The organism is Streptomyces sp. NPDC042201, from assembly GCF_055582185.1.
In genome coordinates this window covers 107,494-124,889 of record NZ_JBVJDS010000017.1, presented here as the reverse complement: position 1 = coordinate 124,889, position 17,396 = coordinate 107,494, and the positions used below count along the sequence as shown (strand labels likewise).

General features: G+C 69.7%; 17 protein-coding genes. 14 read left to right on the top strand and 3 right to left on the bottom strand.

What is annotated here, in order from left to right; translation table 11 throughout:
- Positions 1–129 precede the first annotated feature (129 nt).
- The 8 genes from ACZ6MZ_RS31480 to ACZ6MZ_RS31445 all read left to right on the top strand — a co-directional run bounded on the left by ACZ6MZ_RS31480 (position 130) and on the right by ACZ6MZ_RS31445 (position 7,127).
- The gene (locus ACZ6MZ_RS31480; protein WP_389786088.1) at positions 130–786 is read left to right on the top strand and encodes an HAD family hydrolase; all 657 of its coding nucleotides are present in this window, start codon (positions 130–132) and stop codon (positions 784–786) included.
- A gap of 42 nt (positions 787–828) precedes the next feature.
- Positions 829–2,064: an MFS transporter gene (locus tag ACZ6MZ_RS31475; RefSeq protein WP_469355849.1), complete on the top strand. Its 1,236-nt coding sequence runs from the start codon at positions 829–831 to the stop codon at positions 2,062–2,064.
- A complete protein-coding gene (locus ACZ6MZ_RS31470) occupies positions 2,033–3,205 on the top strand; it encodes an acetoin utilization protein AcuC (RefSeq protein ID WP_384334985.1) in 1,173 nt (390 codons plus the stop codon). Before ACZ6MZ_RS31475 ends, ACZ6MZ_RS31470 begins: the two co-directional genes overlap by 32 nt.
- A 109-nt stretch (positions 3,206–3,314) precedes the next feature.
- Positions 3,315–4,130, top strand: coding sequence for a phosphatase (locus ACZ6MZ_RS31465; RefSeq protein WP_469355846.1), 816 nt, complete (start codon positions 3,315–3,317; stop codon positions 4,128–4,130).
- A gap of 128 nt (positions 4,131–4,258) precedes the next feature.
- Positions 4,259–4,471 carry a helix-turn-helix domain-containing protein gene (locus ACZ6MZ_RS31460; RefSeq protein ID WP_014046653.1) on the top strand — a complete coding sequence of 71 codons (213 nt, stop codon included), beginning with the start codon at positions 4,259–4,261 and terminating at the stop codon, positions 4,469–4,471.
- Between the two features lie 111 nt (positions 4,472–4,582).
- On the top strand, positions 4,583–4,681 hold the full coding sequence (locus tag ACZ6MZ_RS31455) for a 30S ribosomal protein bS22 (protein ID WP_003948845.1): 99 nt from the start codon (positions 4,583–4,585) through the stop codon (positions 4,679–4,681).
- 207 nt (positions 4,682–4,888) lie between these two features.
- The gene (locus tag ACZ6MZ_RS31450) at positions 4,889–5,926 is read left to right on the top strand and encodes an NAD-dependent epimerase/dehydratase family protein (protein WP_384193202.1); all 1,038 of its coding nucleotides are present in this window, start codon (positions 4,889–4,891) and stop codon (positions 5,924–5,926) included.
- 1 nt (position 5,927) lies between these two features.
- The gene (locus tag ACZ6MZ_RS31445; protein ID WP_469355844.1) at positions 5,928–7,127 is read left to right on the top strand and encodes a lysophospholipid acyltransferase family protein; all 1,200 of its coding nucleotides are present in this window, start codon (positions 5,928–5,930) and stop codon (positions 7,125–7,127) included.
- A 102-nt stretch (positions 7,128–7,229) separates the two neighbouring features.
- On the opposite strand, the gene ACZ6MZ_RS31440 is transcribed toward ACZ6MZ_RS31445, so the two are convergent.
- The 3 genes from ACZ6MZ_RS31440 to ACZ6MZ_RS31430 form a co-directional block, all read right to left on the bottom strand.
- Positions 7,230–8,447, bottom strand: coding sequence for a DUF5667 domain-containing protein (locus ACZ6MZ_RS31440; RefSeq protein WP_469355842.1), 1,218 nt, complete (start codon positions 8,445–8,447; stop codon positions 7,230–7,232).
- Positions 8,448–8,725: 278 nt separating this feature from the next.
- Complete coding sequence (locus ACZ6MZ_RS31435) at positions 8,726–9,520, bottom strand: ECF subfamily RNA polymerase sigma factor, BldN family (protein WP_389786076.1); 795 nt, start codon at positions 9,518–9,520, stop codon at positions 8,726–8,728.
- Between the two features lie 337 nt (positions 9,521–9,857).
- Positions 9,858–10,796 (bottom strand): HAD family hydrolase, encoded by a 939-nt coding sequence (locus ACZ6MZ_RS31430; protein ID WP_384193191.1) that lies wholly within the window; start codon positions 10,794–10,796, stop codon positions 9,858–9,860.
- A gap of 159 nt (positions 10,797–10,955) precedes the next feature.
- On the opposite strand from ACZ6MZ_RS31430, the gene ACZ6MZ_RS31425 reads away from it, so the two are divergent.
- The 6 genes from ACZ6MZ_RS31425 to hemB all read left to right on the top strand — a co-directional run bounded on the left by ACZ6MZ_RS31425 (position 10,956) and on the right by hemB (position 17,340).
- On the top strand, positions 10,956–11,234 hold the full coding sequence (locus ACZ6MZ_RS31425) for a glutaredoxin family protein (protein WP_389786073.1): 279 nt from the start codon (positions 10,956–10,958) through the stop codon (positions 11,232–11,234).
- 368 nt (positions 11,235–11,602) lie between these two features.
- Positions 11,603–12,394, top strand: a complete 792-nt coding sequence (locus ACZ6MZ_RS31420) for a redox-sensing transcriptional repressor Rex (RefSeq protein WP_384193185.1) — start codon at positions 11,603–11,605, stop codon at positions 12,392–12,394.
- Complete coding sequence (locus ACZ6MZ_RS31415) at positions 12,391–13,746, top strand: glutamyl-tRNA reductase (protein WP_389786070.1); 1,356 nt, start codon at positions 12,391–12,393, stop codon at positions 13,744–13,746. The genes ACZ6MZ_RS31420 and ACZ6MZ_RS31415 overlap by 4 nt, the downstream gene beginning before the upstream one ends.
- On the top strand, positions 13,743–14,702 hold the full coding sequence (gene hemC / locus ACZ6MZ_RS31410) for a hydroxymethylbilane synthase (protein ID WP_469355839.1): 960 nt from the start codon (positions 13,743–13,745) through the stop codon (positions 14,700–14,702). Before ACZ6MZ_RS31415 ends, hemC begins: the two co-directional genes overlap by 4 nt.
- Positions 14,699–16,354, top strand: coding sequence for a bifunctional uroporphyrinogen-III C-methyltransferase/uroporphyrinogen-III synthase (locus ACZ6MZ_RS31405; RefSeq protein WP_389786065.1), 1,656 nt, complete (start codon positions 14,699–14,701; stop codon positions 16,352–16,354). The genes hemC and ACZ6MZ_RS31405 overlap by 4 nt, the downstream gene beginning before the upstream one ends.
- Positions 16,351–17,340: a porphobilinogen synthase gene (gene hemB, locus ACZ6MZ_RS31400; protein ID WP_469355837.1), complete on the top strand. Its 990-nt coding sequence runs from the start codon at positions 16,351–16,353 to the stop codon at positions 17,338–17,340. Before ACZ6MZ_RS31405 ends, hemB begins: the two co-directional genes overlap by 4 nt.
- Positions 17,341–17,396: the final 56 nt, after the last annotated feature.

The following is a 17,396-nucleotide window of genomic DNA, read 5'->3' as shown; positions in this document are numbered from 1 at the left end:
ACTGCAGGGGGGACCCTGTGGGAGAGTAGGACGCCGCCGAACAACCTTTGTGGGAATGCCCCGCACCGTATGGTGCGGGGCATTTCTGCGTTCACCACCCATTTCCCCGGACCCGTTTAGGGTCGAGGCATGCGCTACGAACTGATCATCTTCGACAATGACGGTGTGCTCGTCGACAGCGAGCCTCTCTCCAACACCATCTTGGCCGGCTATCTCACCGAGCTGGGTCATCCCACCTCCTACGAGGATTCCCTGCGCGACTACATGGGCGCCGCCGTGCATCGCGTCCACGATCTGGTGAAGGAGCGCACCGGCCGTCTCCTCCCCGCGGACTTCGACGACACACTGCACGCGCGTGTCTTCGCCGCCTTCGAGCGGGAGTTGGAGCCGGTCGACGGGGTTGTCGAGCTGCTGGGGAAGCTGGCCGCCGAGGGAGTGCCGTACTGCGTCGCCTCGTCCGGGAGCCATGAGCGCATCCGGGTCGGGCATCGCAAGACCGGGCTGGACCGGTGGTTCGACGACAGCATCATCTTCAGCGCGCAGGACGTGGGGCGCGGTAAGCCGGCGCCGGATCTCTTCCTCCATGCCGCCGAACGGATGGGGGTGGCTCCCGAGCGCTGTGCCGTGGTGGAGGACAGTCCCCTCGGGGTCGCGGCCGCCAGGGCCGCGGGCATGGATGTGTACGCGTTCACGGCGATGACGTCCGCCGGGAAACTGACCGGTGCCAACGGGTACTTCGCCAGGATGGCCGAGCTGCCGGGACTGCTTGGCCGATCTGTTGCCTGATCAGTCTACCCACGGGTAGCGGAGCGTCCTACTCTGTCCGCCATGACAGATGCACAGTTGCGGCACGGTCGGGTCTCTCTCGCGTGGAGCTTCCTCGTCCAGGGGTTGACCTTCGCGCTGCTCGTGACGCGTATTCCGGCCATCCAGGACCAGTACGGGATATCCGACGGGCTCCTCCCCGCCTTCCTCGCCGCCGTGCCGATCCTCGCGGGTGTCGGCAGTGTCGCCTCCGAGAGGCTGATCAAACGGGTCCGGCCGAGCACGGTGGTGCGCTGGGCTCAGCCCGTCGTCCTGCTGGCGCTTCTCGGGGTCGGATCCGGTGACGAGCTGTGGCAGGTAGCCGTCGCGTTGGGAGTGCTCGGGCTTGCCGTGGGTGCGCTGGAAGCGTCGATGAACATGCTCGGCGTGAGCCTTCAACGGGCGTACGGGCGGAGCATCATGCTCGGCTTTCACGCTTCGGTCAGCCTTGGCGGGATCGTCGGGGCGTCGCTGGCGTGGGCGGGTGCGCACTGGGATCTGTCGCTGTTCGTGTCGTATCTGCCGGTGGTGGTGCTGCTGCTGCCCGCCGCGTTGATCGGGAGCCGTTGGTACGTGGACGCCGCGGATGGTGATGACGACGGCGGTTCTGGTGGCATCGGCGGTTCTGGTGGCAAGGGGCGGGCACCTGTGTCGTTCTCGCTTCTGCTGCCTTTCTTCCTCGTCATGGCCTTCTCTTACGTCGGTGACTCAACCGTGTCGAACTGGAGCGCCAAGTACCTTCAGGATGTGCTTGGTAGCTCTGAGGAGTTGGCGACCGTTCCGTACAACGCCTATATGGTCACCACGCTGTTGGGGCGGGCCGTCGGGGATCTGGCCGTACGCCGGTTCGGGCCCGTGGCCGTGGTGCGGGGCGGGGCTGTGCTGGCCGGCCTGGGGTTCGCGGTGGTCGCGGTGGCTCCGGGGGCCTGGACGGGGATCCTGGGGTTCACGCTGCTTGGGCTCGGGTTGTGTGTGATCGTGCCGCAGACGTTCGCGGCGGCCGGACGGCGCGCTTTCGAGCGTCACGGGCGGGCCGCCGGTGACGCGGCGGTGGCCCGGCTCAATGTCTGCAACTACGTGGGCTTTCTTGTGGGATCGCCGTTGGTGGGGGTGGTCGGGGAGGTGTGGAGCTATCGGGGCGCGATGCTCGTACCGATGGCGATGGTCCTGGTGACACTGGTGTACGCCCGCTCGTTCGGGGCGGAGCAGGACCGATACGGTGGCACGCATGAGCGGCCGCGCACGGTTGATGTGGGATGACGCAGTAACGGGATACAACTTCGGGCCCGAGCATCCGATGGACCCGGTACGGCTGGCGCTGACCATGGGGTTGGTGCGGGCGTACGGACTCGACAGAGCGGTCGATGTGGTGGCCGCGCCGCCCGCCGGGGATTCGACGCTGCGGCTCGTCCACCACCAGGACTATGTGGACGCGGTACGGCGGGTCTCGCTGGACCCCCGCTCCGCCGACGGGTCGTACGGCCTCGGCACGATGGACGATCCGGCCTTCGCGGGGATGCATGAGGCGTCGGCGCTGATCGCCGGGCAGTCGGTGGGCGCGGCCGAGGCGGTGTGGCGCGGCGAGGCCGCGCATGCCGTCAACTTCGCGGGCGGACTGCACCACGCGATGCCGGGGTCCGCCTCCGGGTTCTGCGTCTACAACGACGCGGCCCTGGCGGTCGCGCGGCTGCTGGAGCTGGGGGCGGAGCGCGTCGCGTACATCGACGTGGATGTGCATCACGGGGACGGCGTCCAGGCCGCGTTCTGGGAGGATCCGCGGGTGCTGACGGTCTCGCTGCACGAGCATCCGCGGACGCTGTTCCCGCAGACCGGCTGGCCGGAGGAGACGGGCGCCGGTGCGGGTGAGGGCAGCGCGGTGAATGTGGCGCTGCCGGCCGGTACGGGCGACGAGGGCTGGCTGCGCGCGTTCCACGCGGTGGTGCCCGAGCTGCTGGCGGACTTCCGGCCGCAGGCGCTGGTGACGCAGCACGGCGCGGATACGCATTTCGAGGATCCGCTGGCGCATCTCGCGGTGTCGCTCGACGCGCAGCGCGCGGTGCAGGCGTCCTGTCACGATCTGGCGCACGAGTACGTCGACGGCGGGCGGTGGGTCGCGCTCGGCGGGGGCGGTTACGCGGTGGTGGATGTGGTGCCGCGGTCCTGGACCCATCTGGTGGGGATCGCGGCGCACGCGCCGGTCGACCCCGAGTCCGCGGTGCCGGCGTCCTGGCGGGACGAGGTGTACGCGCGGACGCGGCAGTTGGGGCCGGGGCGCATGACGGACGGGCGGACGCCGGGCTGGCAGCCGTGGGAGGCCGGTTACGATCCGGCGGACCGGTTGGACCAGGCGATCCTGGCGACACGCAGAGCTGCGTTCCCGCTGCGGGGGCTGCTGGCCTAGATCCTGCCCCCCGTGACGAGCTCGCCGCACCCGTCGTCCGTTACGCCAACTGTGCGGTGTATCCCGGGTTCCGGCCCGGACCGGTGGCGGAGGCGGCAGCATCAGCAGGATGTTGAGCACCGGAGCCCTGCGGGCGCATCTGCTGGCGGCCAGGCTGGCCGGTCCCGTGGCCACGTCGCGGGAGGAGAGTCTGCGCAGCTATCGTCTTTTCGCCGCGCGCGATCCCCGCGTGACGCTCGGACTCGATCCGGAATGGGCATGGGGTGAGCAGGACTTGCTCAGGCTCATGGCCGACAAGTGCGGGGTTTCCGGGGATCCCGGTCATGTGACGGGCCCTGATGTGATCGATCCGGAGCGGACGCTGTGCGCGCTGGACGCTTTCGCCGACCGGCTGGGCGAGGCCGCGGGGCGCGGGGCCACGGTGCTGTTCGGTACGGGGCATCCGCATCGGCTGCTCGGGTTCTACGCGGCGCTGGCAGACGCTTTGTCGGCGGCGGGCTGTCTCGTCCTCACCCCGGCGCAGGGGCGATGTATCGACATAACGACCCGGTTCGGGGTACGTACGTACCATCTCGACTACGTACGGGGAGTCGCGCTCGTACGGGAGCCCGGGGAGCGGAGTACCCGGCGTGAGACCGGGGCGCACACCCATTCGCCGCTGCCGGTTCGGGTCGCGCTGGACGGTGTCGTGGAGGCCGGCGGGCCGCTGCCCGAGCTGGTCGTGGGGGACCACGGCTGGGTCTGCGGGGCAGGTCAGCTCGGCATTGAGGCGATCGGCCTGGCCGATACGGACGATCCCGCGCTGTTCGTGGGGGAAGCCGAGGGGCGAGTCTCCGTGGCCGTTCCGCTTGATGACGCCGTGCGGTCCGATTACTACTGGCCGATTACTCGCTATGTACTCAATCAAGCGTGTCTGTCACAGTAGGCCGCCGTAGGCTACTCCTCTTCCCCACTCGTATCACCCGCCCCTAGTCTGGGGTGTGAGCGCACAGCGACGAAGAGTTACCGGAGGGGAAGCCGGTGGCCGTCGTGTGCGGAAGGTACAGGTGGGTCATGGCTGCTGGCAGCGAGAGGCCTCTCAATGAGGTCAAGTTCCTTACCGTGGCGGAAGTCGCCTCGGTGATGCGAGTGTCGAAGATGACCGTGTACCGCTTGGTGCACAGTGGTCATCTGCCGGCGATCCGGGTGGGCAGGTCCTTCCGGGTTCCGGAGCAAGCGGTTCACGAGTATCTCCGCGAGTCCTTTGTGGGGGTGGAGTCGGCCTAGGGGTTGCCTCCGGATTACGTCCCTCACTCGGCGACGGGTAGGCTAGGCCGACGTAGGTCGTGTGGGCCCAGACGCCCCGCACCGAGTGAAGAGAAGTGAGCGAGGGTAGTCGTGGGCTCTGTTATCAAGAAGCGGCGCAAGCGGATGGCCAAGAAGAAGCACCGCAAGCTGCTCAAGCGCACCCGCGTTCAGCGTCGCAACAAGAAGTAAGCGGCAGCTGTTCGTGCATTCGCGGCCCCTCCACCGACACGGTGGAGGGGCCGCGGTGTTTGTCCGGATCACGAGTTCGGCCAAAGAGCGGTCAAGCGCGTCGCGTGGTCATCGCGGTGCAATACCGACCCGCTACGGTGACGCGTGGGCAGACCCGCGGGTGGAACCCGTGGGTGAGACCCACCGGATCTAGGGAAGGCGCTGATCGTGGGCAAGGTCGTGCTCGTGACCGGAGCGGCCCGGCAGCTCGGAGGACGTTTCGTACGGCGCGTGCAACGCGACTCCGAGGTGGACCGGGTGATCGCCGTGGACGCGGTCCCTCCCGGGCACCATCTGGGCGGCGCCGAATTCGTCCAGGCCGACATCCGCCAGCCCGCCATAGCGAGAGTCCTGGCCGAGCACGGCGTCGACACCGTCGTCCATATGGATGTGACGGGTACTCCGCTGGGTGCCGGCAACCGTGCCTCGGTCAAGGAGACCAACGTCATCGGCACGATGCAGCTGCTCGGCGCGTGCCAGAAGTCGCCGACGGTCAAGCGGCTGGTGGTCAAGTCCACCACGAGCGTGTACGGCTCCGCGCCCCGCGATCCGGCGGTCTTCACCGAGACGACGCCACCCAAGTCGCTGCCGAGCGGTGGTTACGCCAAGGACGCGGTGGAGGTCGAGGGGTACGTACGCGGCTTCGCGCGCCGCAGGCCGGATGTGGCGGTCTGCGTGCTGCGCTTCGCGAACATCCTGGGGCACGGGGCGGATTCCCCACTCGCCGAATATCTTTCGCTGCCCGTTCTGCCGACGGTTTTCGGCTATGACCCGCGGCTGCAGTTCGTGCATGAGGACGATGTCATCGATGTGCTGCTGATCGCCTCGGACGAGCCGCGGCGCGGGACGCTCAACAGCGGGACCTTCAATATCGCCGGTGACGGTGTGCTGCTGCTCTCGCAGTGCTCACGGCGGCTGGGGCGGCCCACGGTGCCTGTCCCGCTGCCGGCCGTGACCTGGGTCGGGTCGGCGCTGCGGACGGTCGGGATGTCGGACTTCTCGCCGGAGCAGATCAGGCTGCTCACCCACGGCCGGGTCGTCAGTACGGACCAGATGCGCGAGACACTGGGATTCGTGCCCACGTACACGACCGCGGAGGCCTTCGCGGACTTCGCGCGCGGCCGGGGCACCGGGCTGCTGCCGCCCGAGGCTGTGGCCCGTACGGTCGAACGGCTGTCCACCTTCGTCAGCAAGGAGCGCATCTGACATGGCCGATGCCAAGGTCATCCCCTTCGGTGATGAACCGAGGTCGAGGCGTGGTTCCGCCGCCGGCCGGCCCAAGCAGGCCAAGGACGGTGCCGCGAAGCGTGCCCACGGGCGGGCGCAGGGCCCGGCGCAGCCTCCCGGGCAGGGGCGCAAGCAGGGTTCGCTGACGCCCGTACCGGATTCTGTGCCGGATTCCGTAGCGGATTCCGTACCGCCGGGGCCGGCGGAGAGCCTGTCGGCGGAGGGCCGGGCGATGGACCACCTGGCCGAGGAGCCGGCCGCCGAGGAGCGGGAGCCGGGTGCCGGGGCGGAGGCCGCCGCCGAGGACGGCGAGGCGGTCCATGAGCAGGGCGGCGGCGTGAGCGGCTGGGAGCGGCGGCTCGCGGGCGGGCTCGCGTTCCTGCGCCGGCGGGTCACCGGTGAGTACGAGGTCGACGAGTTCGGGTACGACAAGGAACTCACCGACCAGGTCCTGATGTCGCTGATCCGGCCGCTCTACGAGAAGTACTTCCGGGTCGAGGTGAAGGGCATCGAGAACATCCCGTCGGACGGCGGGGCGCTCGTGGTGGCCAATCACTCCGGCACGCTGCCGCTGGACGGGCTGATGATGCAGGTCGCCGTCCACGACAATCACCCGGCGGACCGGCATCTGCGGCTGCTGGCCGCCGATCTGGTCTTCCATCTGCCCGTGGTCAACGAGCTGGCACGGAAGGCCGGGCACACCCTGGCGTGCGCGGAGGACGCGGAACGGCTGTTGCAGCGCGGTGAGGTCGTCGGGGTGATGCCGGAGGGCTTCAAGGGCATCGGCAAGCCGTTCGGCGACCGCTACAAGCTTCAGCGCTTCGGGCGGGGCGGGTTCGTCTCGACGGCTCTGCGGGCCGGGGTGCCGATCGTGCCGTGCTCGATCGTGGGGGCGGAGGAGATCTACCCGATGATCGGCAACGCGCGGACGCTGGCGCGGCTGCTGGGCATTCCGTACTTCCCGATCACGCCGACGTTCCCCTGGCTGGGGCCGTTGGGGGCGCTGCCGCTGCCGACGAAGTGGACGATCCAGTTCGGTGAGCCGATTCCGACGGACGGCTATCCGCCGGAGGCGGCGGAGGACCCGATGCTGATGTTCAATCTGACGGATCAGGTGCGGGAGCAGATCCAGCACACGTTGTACAAGCTGCTGGTGGACCGGCGGTCCGTGTTCTTCTGAGGCCACGGGCTTCAGGCATGCGGTTTCCGGCATACGTGAGGCGCGGTACTCCCCTCGGGGAGCGCCGCGCCTCACGCGCGTACAGGCGTGCCTAGCAGCCTGCTAGTTCGCGTCGTCGGCGTCGATGCCGAGGCCCGGCAGCAGATCCGGCAGCAGCGGCGGGATCGTGACGTCAGGACCCGGGCGGTCGGAGCCGTCCCTGTGCTCGGACGGCGAGGGTGTGGCGCTGTTGCGCGGCGGGTCGAGCAGTCCGCCGCTGTTCCCGCCGAGCAGACCGTCCTGGAACGAGCCGTCCGAGTCCTGGCCCGACGGGTGCGGATGGTCGCCGCTGTGCGATCCGCCGGCGCTCCCGCTCGGTGAGGAGGAGGGACCGCCCGGATGGCCGGTTCCGTCGGAGTCCTGGGTCGAGCCGGGGTGGCGGGGATCCCGCCGGGTCTCCGGGGCACGCGGCAGCAGCGACTGCAGCGGAGCGACCTCTTCGTCTATGGCGTCGAACACCGAGCTGACCTCGTCGCCGACGTCCGTCAGCTGGACGGGCAGCCGCTCGCGGAGCCCGTTCCACGCCTGGCGGTGCGAAGCGGAGAACGACGACAGCGTGGCGATCGGGCCCAGCGAGCCGTCCCGTTCGTATGCCTGGTGGAGCAGACGGTGGCCTTCGGTGGCGTCGTGTTTCATTCCGCCCAGAGTGCGCCGGATCTCGGCCATGGATTCATGGTCGAGCTGCCCGGAACGGTCGCGCTCCATCAGCCGGCGGGCTTCGCCGAGGCGGGTCGAGGCGTGGTCGAGGTACAGCTCGCCGCGGTCGGACTCGTCGTCCGCCAGGTCGAGCTTGATGTCCTCCATGCCACGCTTCAGCCCGTACAGCGAATCACCCGGCAGCGCGTCGGAACTGGCAGCCGCCACTCCGCCGAATGCGCCGGCAGCCACCCCGACCGTGAGCCCGCCGGCCGCGAGACCTTTGGACCAGCGGGATCTGGGGCGGAATTTCCGGAGCCGGGATGCCCGGTGGGCTCCCCGGCCGGACGTCCGCTGCTCGGGCACCGTAAGGCCCGAGGACGCACCTCCGGACGCTGTGCCCTCCAGCAGCATGGCCTCCATGGCTGCCACGAGCTGTGCTCGTTGCACCACTTTGACCTCGGGGTCCAGCGTGGGTTTCGGTAGCTCACCGAGACCACTCGCCAGGGTCAACAGCCGCCCCTGTTCGGCCGGTTGTCCGGCCGAATCGGCGGGCTGTTCGGCCGCCGCGCCCCGGACCGTCTGGTCTTCCAGGGCCTGGGCGAAGGCGTTCGCCCGCCGGTGTGCCGAAACGTTCGCGATCACTGGCGGCACCTCCTCTCGTCATGACGATCGACTCCCCTGGGGGTCCGGAAGGTTGCACGCCTTGAGCGCATCCACACGATTGAGTGAGTGGCTGCGGGCATGGCGTGACCGCAGGGAGCCTGCATCACGCACAACGAGCGTCGCGGCACTTGGGTTACGCGCGAAAGATGATCGGACCAGTGCGTCATCGAGGCGTCACCGACTGTGAGTTGAGTCCGGGGTGGGGGCGGGCGGAATGGGGGGCGGAGGCGGGCGGCAGCAGGGGGAGACGGTCGTGGTCAGCGGGCGTCTTCCGGGAGCAGCCGGGCCAGCGTGCGTACGGCTCGGTACTGCAAGGTCTTGATCGCTCCTTCGTTCTTGCTCATGACCCGGGCCGTCTCCGCGACCGAGAGGCCCTGCAGGAAGCGCAGTGTGACGCACTCCTGCTGCTGGGGATTGAGCTTCCGTACGGCTTCCAGCAGTGCCGCGTTCGAAAGGGACTCCAGGACGGAGTCCTCCGGGCTGCGCTCGACCTCGTTGGCGTCGAGCATTTCGCCTGTGGTCACTTCCAGGCGGAAACGGCTCGACTTGAAGTGGTCCGCGACCAGATTTCGGGCGATGGTGACCAGCCAGGCGCCGAAGTCGCGCCCTTGCCAGGTGAAGGTGGAGATCCGGCGCAGGGCGCGCAGGAACGTCTCGCTGGTGAGGTCCTCCGCGGTCGCCTTTCCGCCCACGCGGTAGTAGATGTAGCGGTAGACGGTGTCGCTGTACTGGTCGTACAGCCGGCCGAAGGCCTCGGCCTCACCGGCCTGGGCACGCTCGACGAGTTCCATCATGCGGGCGCTGTCGCTGTCGGCGGTGGGCCGGCGAGCGGTGGTCGAGGCGGCGCTGCTGCTTCGGCTTCCCCGTCTGCCGACCGCCGCACCGCCTGTCGCCAGGGCATAACAAGGTCCGATAGGGCCGCTCACGGCAGGGGCCGGTGCGGCGAAGGCAGGGATGGCGTACGCGGTGGGGACGAAGCCGCGCAAGCGGTCGAGGACCGTTGCGCGCAGCGTAGCCAGGCCCGAGGCGTCAACCCCGACGTGTGGGTACACGGGACTCCCAGAGGCAGAGCTTCCATCACGTGCAGTGCGGGACCGTTCACTCGTCGTGGCGACGTGTGGGGTCCGGTATGCGTCTGAGGAGAATAACGCTTCGTACAGGCAGTGCTACACCCAGTTGCTCAAATCATCGATTAGGTCGCTTCTGTGACGCCTTGGGGGCACATCAAGCAGCACATCGTGACCGCTTATTGATCGGATCCCGTCAAGATCTGCTTGCTCACGTGATGGGTTGTGCCTGAGTGACGGGGAGCGGGAACGCGTACGGCCCCGCGCGGGCTGTGCCGCGGGGGGCCGTGATCGGGCGGTGCTACGGGGTCGTGCGACGCGCCTATCGGCGGCGGCGGTGCAGGGCGACCGCGGCCGCCGTGCCACCCGCGATGGCGCCCACTCCGGCCGCCGCCGGGATGCCGACCTTGGCCGCCTTGCGGCCGGTCCGGTAGTCGCGCAGCCGCCAGTCCAGCCGGCGCGCGTGCTTGCGGAGCTTGGCGTCCGGATTGATGGCGTACGGATGTCCGACCAGCGAGAGCATCGGGATGTCGTTGTGCGAGTCGCTGTACGCCGCGCAGCGGTCCAGGTCGAAGTCCTCGGCCGCGGCCAGGGCCCGGACGGCCTCGGCCTTCGCGGGGCCGTGCAGCGGCTCGCCGACGAGCTTGCCGGTGTAGACGCCGTCGACGGACTCGGCGACGGTGCCGAGAGCGCCGGTCAGGCCGAGCCGGCGGGCGATGATCGTCGCGGTCTCGACGGGCGCGGCGGTGACCAGCCAGACCTGCTGGCCGGCGTCCAGGTGGGCCTGGGCGAGGGCGCGGGTGCCCGGCCAGATGCGGTCGGCCATGTACTCGTCGTAGATCTCCTCGCCGATGGACATCAGCTCGGAGACGCGGTGGCCCTTGACGATGGACAGGGCGCTGTCGCGGGCGTCCTGCATGTGCTCGGGGTCCTCGACCCCGGCCAGCCGGAACCAGGTCTGCTGCCAGGCGAACCGGGCGAGCTCGCGGCGCTGGAAGAACTTCCGCTTGTACAGGCCGCGGCCGAAGTGGAAGATCGCGGCGCCCTGCATCACGGTGTTGTCGAGATCGAAGAAGGCGGCGGCGCGGACGTCCCCGAAGACGGGGAAGTCGGGCACCTCGGCGGCTTTGCCCGCGGCGGCAGCGGTCTGCTGCGACTCCTGCGTGGACTTCAGTCCTGCCTCGGCTGCGGCCTCGCCCGCGAGCACGCTCCGGGCGGTAGCGGAGCGCTTGCGGGGGGTGAGCCATCCCAGTGCGGCCATATCGTGAGCATAGCCAGTCCGTTCGGTACTTCCTTACGGGCCGGGGAGCCGCGGGGTGAACTCTCCGCGACCGGTCTGTTAATCCCTTCATCCCTCGATCACGGTGCGCCTGTGGACGACCGGCCGCTCCGGGAGCCGTCCGGGCGGAGAATGGGATCCATGAGTCCTTTGTTGCGGCGTACGACGAAGAAGAAGGCCGGCGAGCGGATGGTGACGCTCGTCTCGAAGCCGGGGTGTCATCTCTGTGACGACGCCCGCACGGTGGTCGAGGCGGTGTGCGCGGAGACCGGTGCGTCCTGGGAGGAAAAGGACATCACTCAGGACGAAGCGCTGCACCGCGCGTACTGGGAGCAGATTCCGGTGGTGCTGGTCGACGGCGAGCAGCACACCTTCTGGCGGGTGGACGCGGATCGGCTCCGTCGTGAACTGGGGTTCTGACCGGAAAGGCGGTTACCATCGTGGGCGCTTCGCCGGGTCTCTCCGAGGGGCGCCGTCCGGATCGCGACGCGGTGCGCGAACGGCCGCCGCCGCAGGTCCGGGGACCGGTCCCGGAGGGTCCGCGGGGAGCGGTCTCGGGGGCGTATTCGTGAGGAGTGTGTTCCGTTTTGCCCCCTTCGTGTGTGCAACGGGCTGATCGGGTCGCTGGTTCCGGAGTCATGAGATCCGGACGCGTGACCCCGGTCACTTTGCGCGGACAAAACGGACACAATCTTTGTGCACGCGTTCACAAAGACATAGCCTGCATTCGACGGGGCGGTCCTGGTACATACGGCCGCCTGCAGCCCCGCTCATCCCGCAGGAGCACCGTGGCAACTGGCCGAACTCACCGACCGGCGACCCGTAGCCGAGGAATCCCCGAGGCCACCGTCGCCAGGCTCCCGCTGTATCTGCGGGCGCTGACCGCTCTCTCCGAGCGCTCCGTACCCACCGTCTCGTCCGAAGAACTCGCGACCGCGGCCGGGGTCAATTCCGCGAAGCTGCGGAAAGACTTCTCCTACCTCGGTTCCTACGGGACCAGGGGTGTGGGCTACGACGTCGAGTACCTCGTCTACCAGATCTCCCGCGAGCTGGGGCTGACCCAGGACTGGCCGGTCGTGATCGTCGGTATCGGTAACCTCGGCGCCGCACTCGCCAACTACGGCGGCTTCGCGTCCCGTGGCTTCCGGGTCGCCGCGCTGATAGACGCCGATCCCGCGATGGCCGGCAAGCCGGTCGCCGGGATGCCGGTGCAGCACGCGGACGAGCTGGAGAAGATCATCAGTGACAACGGTGTCTCGATCGGGGTCATCGCGACCCCCGCAGGCGCCGCCCAGCAGGTCTGCGAGCGGCTGGTCGCCGCCGGCGTGACCTCGATCCTCAACTTCGCGCCGACCGTGCTCTCCGTGCCTGACGGTGTGGACGTACGCAAGGTCGACCTCTCCATCGAGCTGCAGATCCTCGCCTTCCACGAGCAGCGCAAGGCCGGCGAGGGAGCCGCCGCGGAGGCGGCCCTGTCGGCCGCCGAGCGCGACAGGACCGTGGAGAGCGCGGCGGACGGTGCCGCCGCCGCGAGCCGGAAGGGACCTGACGGGGACGTCCCCGCGGTGATGCCGGCATGAGTCTTCTGGTCGTCGGACTGAGCCACCGCAGCGCGCCGGTGAGCGTGCTGGAGCGTGCGTCGCTGCCCACCGACGCGCAGGTCAAGCTGTTGCAGGACGCGCTCGCCGCGGAGCCCGCGACCGAGGCTGCCGTCCTCGCCACCTGCAACCGCATCGAGCTGTACGCCGACGTCGACAAGTTCCACGCCGGTGTCGCCGAGCTGTCCACGCTGCTCGCCCAGCACAGCGGGGTCGGCCTGGAAGAGCTCACTCCCTATCTCTATGTGCACTACGAGGACCGGGCCGTTCACCACCTCTTCTCGGTGGCCTGCGGACTGGACTCGATGGTCGTCGGCGAGGGCCAGATCCTCGGGCAGATCAAGGACGCGCTGGCGCTGGGGCAGGAGCTGCACACCGCGGGCCGGCTGCTCAACGATCTGTTCCAGCAGGCGCTGCGGGTCGGCAAGCGGGCCCACAGCGAGACCGGTATCGACCGGGCCGGGCAGTCGCTCGTCACCTTCGGCCTGGAGCAGCTCGCCGCCGGTGACGCCGTGGAGGCCTGGGCCAAGGGCAAGCGCGCCCTGGTGATCGGCGCGGGCTCGATGTCCTCGCTGGCCGCCGCGACGCTCGCGCGGGCCGGGGTCGACGAAATCGTGATCGCCAACCGCACGGCCGCGCGCGCCGACCGGCTCGTACAGATCCTCGACGAGTCCGGAACCACCGGCGTGAGCGCGCGCGCCGTGGACATGGGCTCCATAGGCGACGAGCTGACACGTGCCGATGTGGTCGTCTCCTGTACGGGCGCGACCGGTCTGGTGCTGACCGCCGACGCCGTCGAGGCCGCGCTGTACGGCCGAACGGGTCAGCAGGCGCTGCTGGACCTCGCCATGCCCCGTGACATCGACGTCGCCGTGCACCGCCTCGGCGGGGTCAGGTTCGTGGACATCGAGTCGCTGGCCGAGGCCTCCGCCGACGCGCCGATGGCCGCTGACGTCGACCAGGTGCGCACCCTCGTCTGCGACGAGGTGGCCGCCTTCGGCGCCGCCCAGCGCGCCGCGCACATCACGCCGACCGTGGTCGCGCTGCGCGCCATGGCCGCCGACGTGGTGAGCAGCGAGGTCGCGCGGCTCGAAGGCCGGCTCCCCGACCTGGACGACAAGCAGCGCGCCGAGGTCACCAGGACCGTGCGCCGCGTCGTCGACAAGCTCCTGCACGCGCCCACCGTGCGGGTCAAGCAGCTCGCCAGCGAGCCCGGCGGCGCCGGATACGCGGACGCGCTGCGAGAACTCTTCGACCTCGACCCGCAGACGGTCGCCGCCGTCAGCCGGGCCGACCTGAATGACACCGATGGTGTAGGCAGAGGGCGAGTATGACCGAGAAGGCACTGAGGCTCGGAACCAGACGCAGCAAACTCGCCATGGCCCAGTCCGGGCAGGTGGCGCAGGCGGTGCGCGAGCTGACCGGGCGGCCGGTGGAGCTCGTGGAGATCACCACGTACGGCGACACCTCCCGCGAGCACCTCGCGAAGATCGGCGGCACGGGCGTCTTCGTCACCGCGCTGCGTGACGCGCTGCTGGCCGGTGAGGTCGACTTCGCCGTGCACTCGCTGAAGGACCTGCCGACGACCCAGCCCGACGATCTGACGATGGCCGCCGTGCCGCGCCGCGAGGACCCGCGCGACGTCGTGATCGCGCGCGACGGGCTGACCTTCGAGCGGCTGCCCAGGGGCGCCCGCGTCGGTACGGGGTCGCCGCGCCGGATGGCGCAGCTGAACGCGTACGCCCGCAGCCACGGCCTCACCATTGAGACCGTCCCGATCCGGGGGAACATCGACACCCGGATCGGTTATGTCCGCAGCGGGGAGCTCGACGCCGTCGTGCTCGCCGCCGCCGGCCTTCACCGCATCGGCATGATCGGTGAGGTGACCGACTTCCTGTCGGTCGACATGGTTCTGCCCGCCCCCGGCCAGGGGGCTCTCGCAGTCGAGTGCGCCGCGGTCAACGTGGACCTCGCCGCAGTGCTCGCCGAGCTCGACGACCCGGACACCCGGGCCGCCGTGACCGCCGAGCGATCCCTGCTCGCCGCCCTGGAGGCCGGCTGTAGCGCACCTGTGGGTGCGCTGGCCGACCTGCTGGCCGACGGACAGGTTGTCAACGAAATGCGCCTGCGCGGCGTCGTCGGCACGACCGACGGCTCGACGCTGGTGCAGCTGTCCACCACCGGTCCCGTACCCACGTCGCTCGGCGACGCCATCGCGCTCGGTCGCGAACTCGCGTCCGAGATGCTCGCCAAGGGTGCGGCCGGTCTTATGGGGGAGCGAGCACTTTGAGCCCCACCACCTCTGACCGTCCGGCCTACTCCGCATCGGGGCACGTCACCTTCCTCGGTGCCGGACCCGGAGATCCGGGTCTGCTGACACTCCGCGCCGTCGAGGCGCTCGCGGGAGCGGATGTACTGATTGCCGAGCCGGATGTGCTCGATGTTGTACGCAGCCATGCCAGGGCGGGTGTGAGCACGCCTGCACTGACGGTTGTTGACGATGCGTCAACAGCCGCCGGAATCCCAGCGATCAGGGATGCGGCCAATCTTGTCATGGAGGCCGCGCGGGGCGGCAAGCGGGTGGTCCGTGCGGTCTCGGGAGACCCCGGGCTCGACGGCGACGCGGGCACCGAGATGCTCGCCTGCGCCACCGCCGGCATCCCCTTCGAGGTCGTCCCCGGCATCGCCGCCGCGGTCGGTGTCCCGGCGTACGCCGGGGTGCCGCTGCGCGACGCGCAGGGCACGGACGTACGTCTCGTGGACGCCAGGACCGCCAGCGAGCGCTGCTGGTCCGAGGTCGGCGCGAGCGACGGCACGGTGGTCGTCTCCGCCACCCTGGAGTCGGTCGCCGGCGCCGCGGGTGAGCTGGTCGCGGCCGGCCGCAAGCCGGACACCCCGATGATCGTCACCGTCGCCGGTACGACGACGCGTCAGCGCACCTGGACCGCCACCCTCGGCACCATCGCGCAGACGCTCAAGCAGGCCAAGGTGCTGCCCTCCCCGGAGGGACACCAGCCCGTCATAGCCGTGGTCGGTGAGCGCAGCGCGTCCGCCCGGCGCGACCAGCTGTCGTGGTTCGAGTCCAAGCCGATGTTCGGCTGGAAGGTCCTCGTCCCGCGCACCAAGGAGCAGTCCGCTTCGCTCTCCGACCAGCTCAGGTCGTACGGCGCGGTCCCGCACGAGGTCCCGACCATCGCGGTCGAGCCGCCCCGCACGCCCCAGCAGATGGAGCGCGCGGTCAAGGGCCTGGTGACCGGCCGCTACGAGTGGATCGCCTTCACCTCGGTCAACGCGGTGAAGGCGGTGCGGGAGAAGTTCGAGGAGTACGGGCTCGACGCCCGTGCCTTCGCCGGGATCAAGGTCGCCGCGGTGGGCGAGCAGACGGCCGCGGCCCTGGTCGACTTCGGTGTGAAGCCCGACCTGGTGCCGTCCGGTGAGCAGTCCGCGGCCGGGCTGCTGGAGGACTGGCCGCCGTACGACCCGGTGTTCGACCCGATCGACCGGGTGTTCCTGCCACGAGCCGACATCGCCACGGAGACGCTGGTGGCGGGTCTGATCGAGCTGGGCTGGGAGGTCGACGACGTCACGGCGTACCGCACCGTGCGCGCGTCGCCGCCACCGGCCGAAACCCGCGAAGCCATCAAGGGCGGCGGCTTCGACGCCGTACTCTTCACTTCGTCGTCGACCGTGCGGAACCTGGTCGGTATCGCGGGCAAGCCGCACAACGTGACGGTGATCGCGTGTATCGGCCCCGCGACGGCGAAGACCGCCGAGGAGCATGGTCTGCGCGTCGACGTCCTCTCGCCCGAGCCGTCGGTCCACAAGCTGGCCGAGGCGCTCGCCGCGTTCGGCGCCGCGCGCCGGGCCGCGGCCGTCGAGGCGGGTGAACACGTCACCAGGCCGAGCGAGCGCCGGCCCGGATCGCGCAGGAGGCGTACGTGAGTTCGCACGGTTCTTTCCCTGGTTCGCGGCCCCGGCGGCTGCGGGTCAATCCGGTGATGCGGCGGATGGTCGCCGAGACCCGGCTGCACCCGGCGGATCTGATCCTCCCGGCCTTCGTACGGGAGGGGATCAGCCGGCCCGCCCCGATCTCCACCATGCCCGGGGTCGTCCAGCACACGCTGGACACCCTGCGCAAAGCGGCGGCGGAGGCGGTCGCTGCCGGTGTCTCCGGGATCATGCTCTTCGGTGTCCCCGAGGCGGCCAAGAAGGACGCGACGGGGACGGCGGGCACGGACCCGGACGGGATTCTGCAGACCGCGATCCGCGCGGTGAAGGCGGAGGTCGGTGACGAACTGCTCGTCATGTCCGACCTCTGCCTGGACGAGTTCACCGACCACGGCCACTGCGGTGTGCTGGACGCCGACGGCCGGGTGGACAACGACGCCACGCTGGAGCGGTACGCCGAGATGGCCCAGGTCCAGGCCGACGCGGGCGTCCATGTGGTGGGCCCGAGCGGCATGATGGACGGCCAGGTCGCGGTCGTCCGCGACGCGCTGGACACGATCGGCAAAGAGGACGTGTCGATCCTCGCGTACACGGCGAAGTACTCGTCGGCGTTCTACGGTCCCTTCCGGGAGGCCGTGGGCTCCTCGCTGAAGGGCGACCGCAAGACCTACCAGCAGGACCCTGCCAATGTGCGGGAGTCCCTCCGGGAGCTGGCGCTCGACCTCGAAGAAGGCGCCGACCTGGTGATGGTCAAGCCGGCGCTGCCGTACCTGGACATCCTCGCGCGTATCGCGGACGAGGTGGACGTGCCGGTCGCGGCGTACCAGATCTCCGGCGAGTACGCGATGGTCGAGGCCGCGGCGGAGAAGGGCTGGATCGACCGCGACGCGGCGATCCTGGAGACCCTGACGGGCATCAAGCGCGCGGGCGCGAGCGTGATCCTCACGTACTGGGCGACGGAGGTCGCGGAGAAGCTCTGATCAGCTCCGATCTGATCAGCTCTGATCTGTTCGGACGGCGCGGCTCGGCTGGAAGG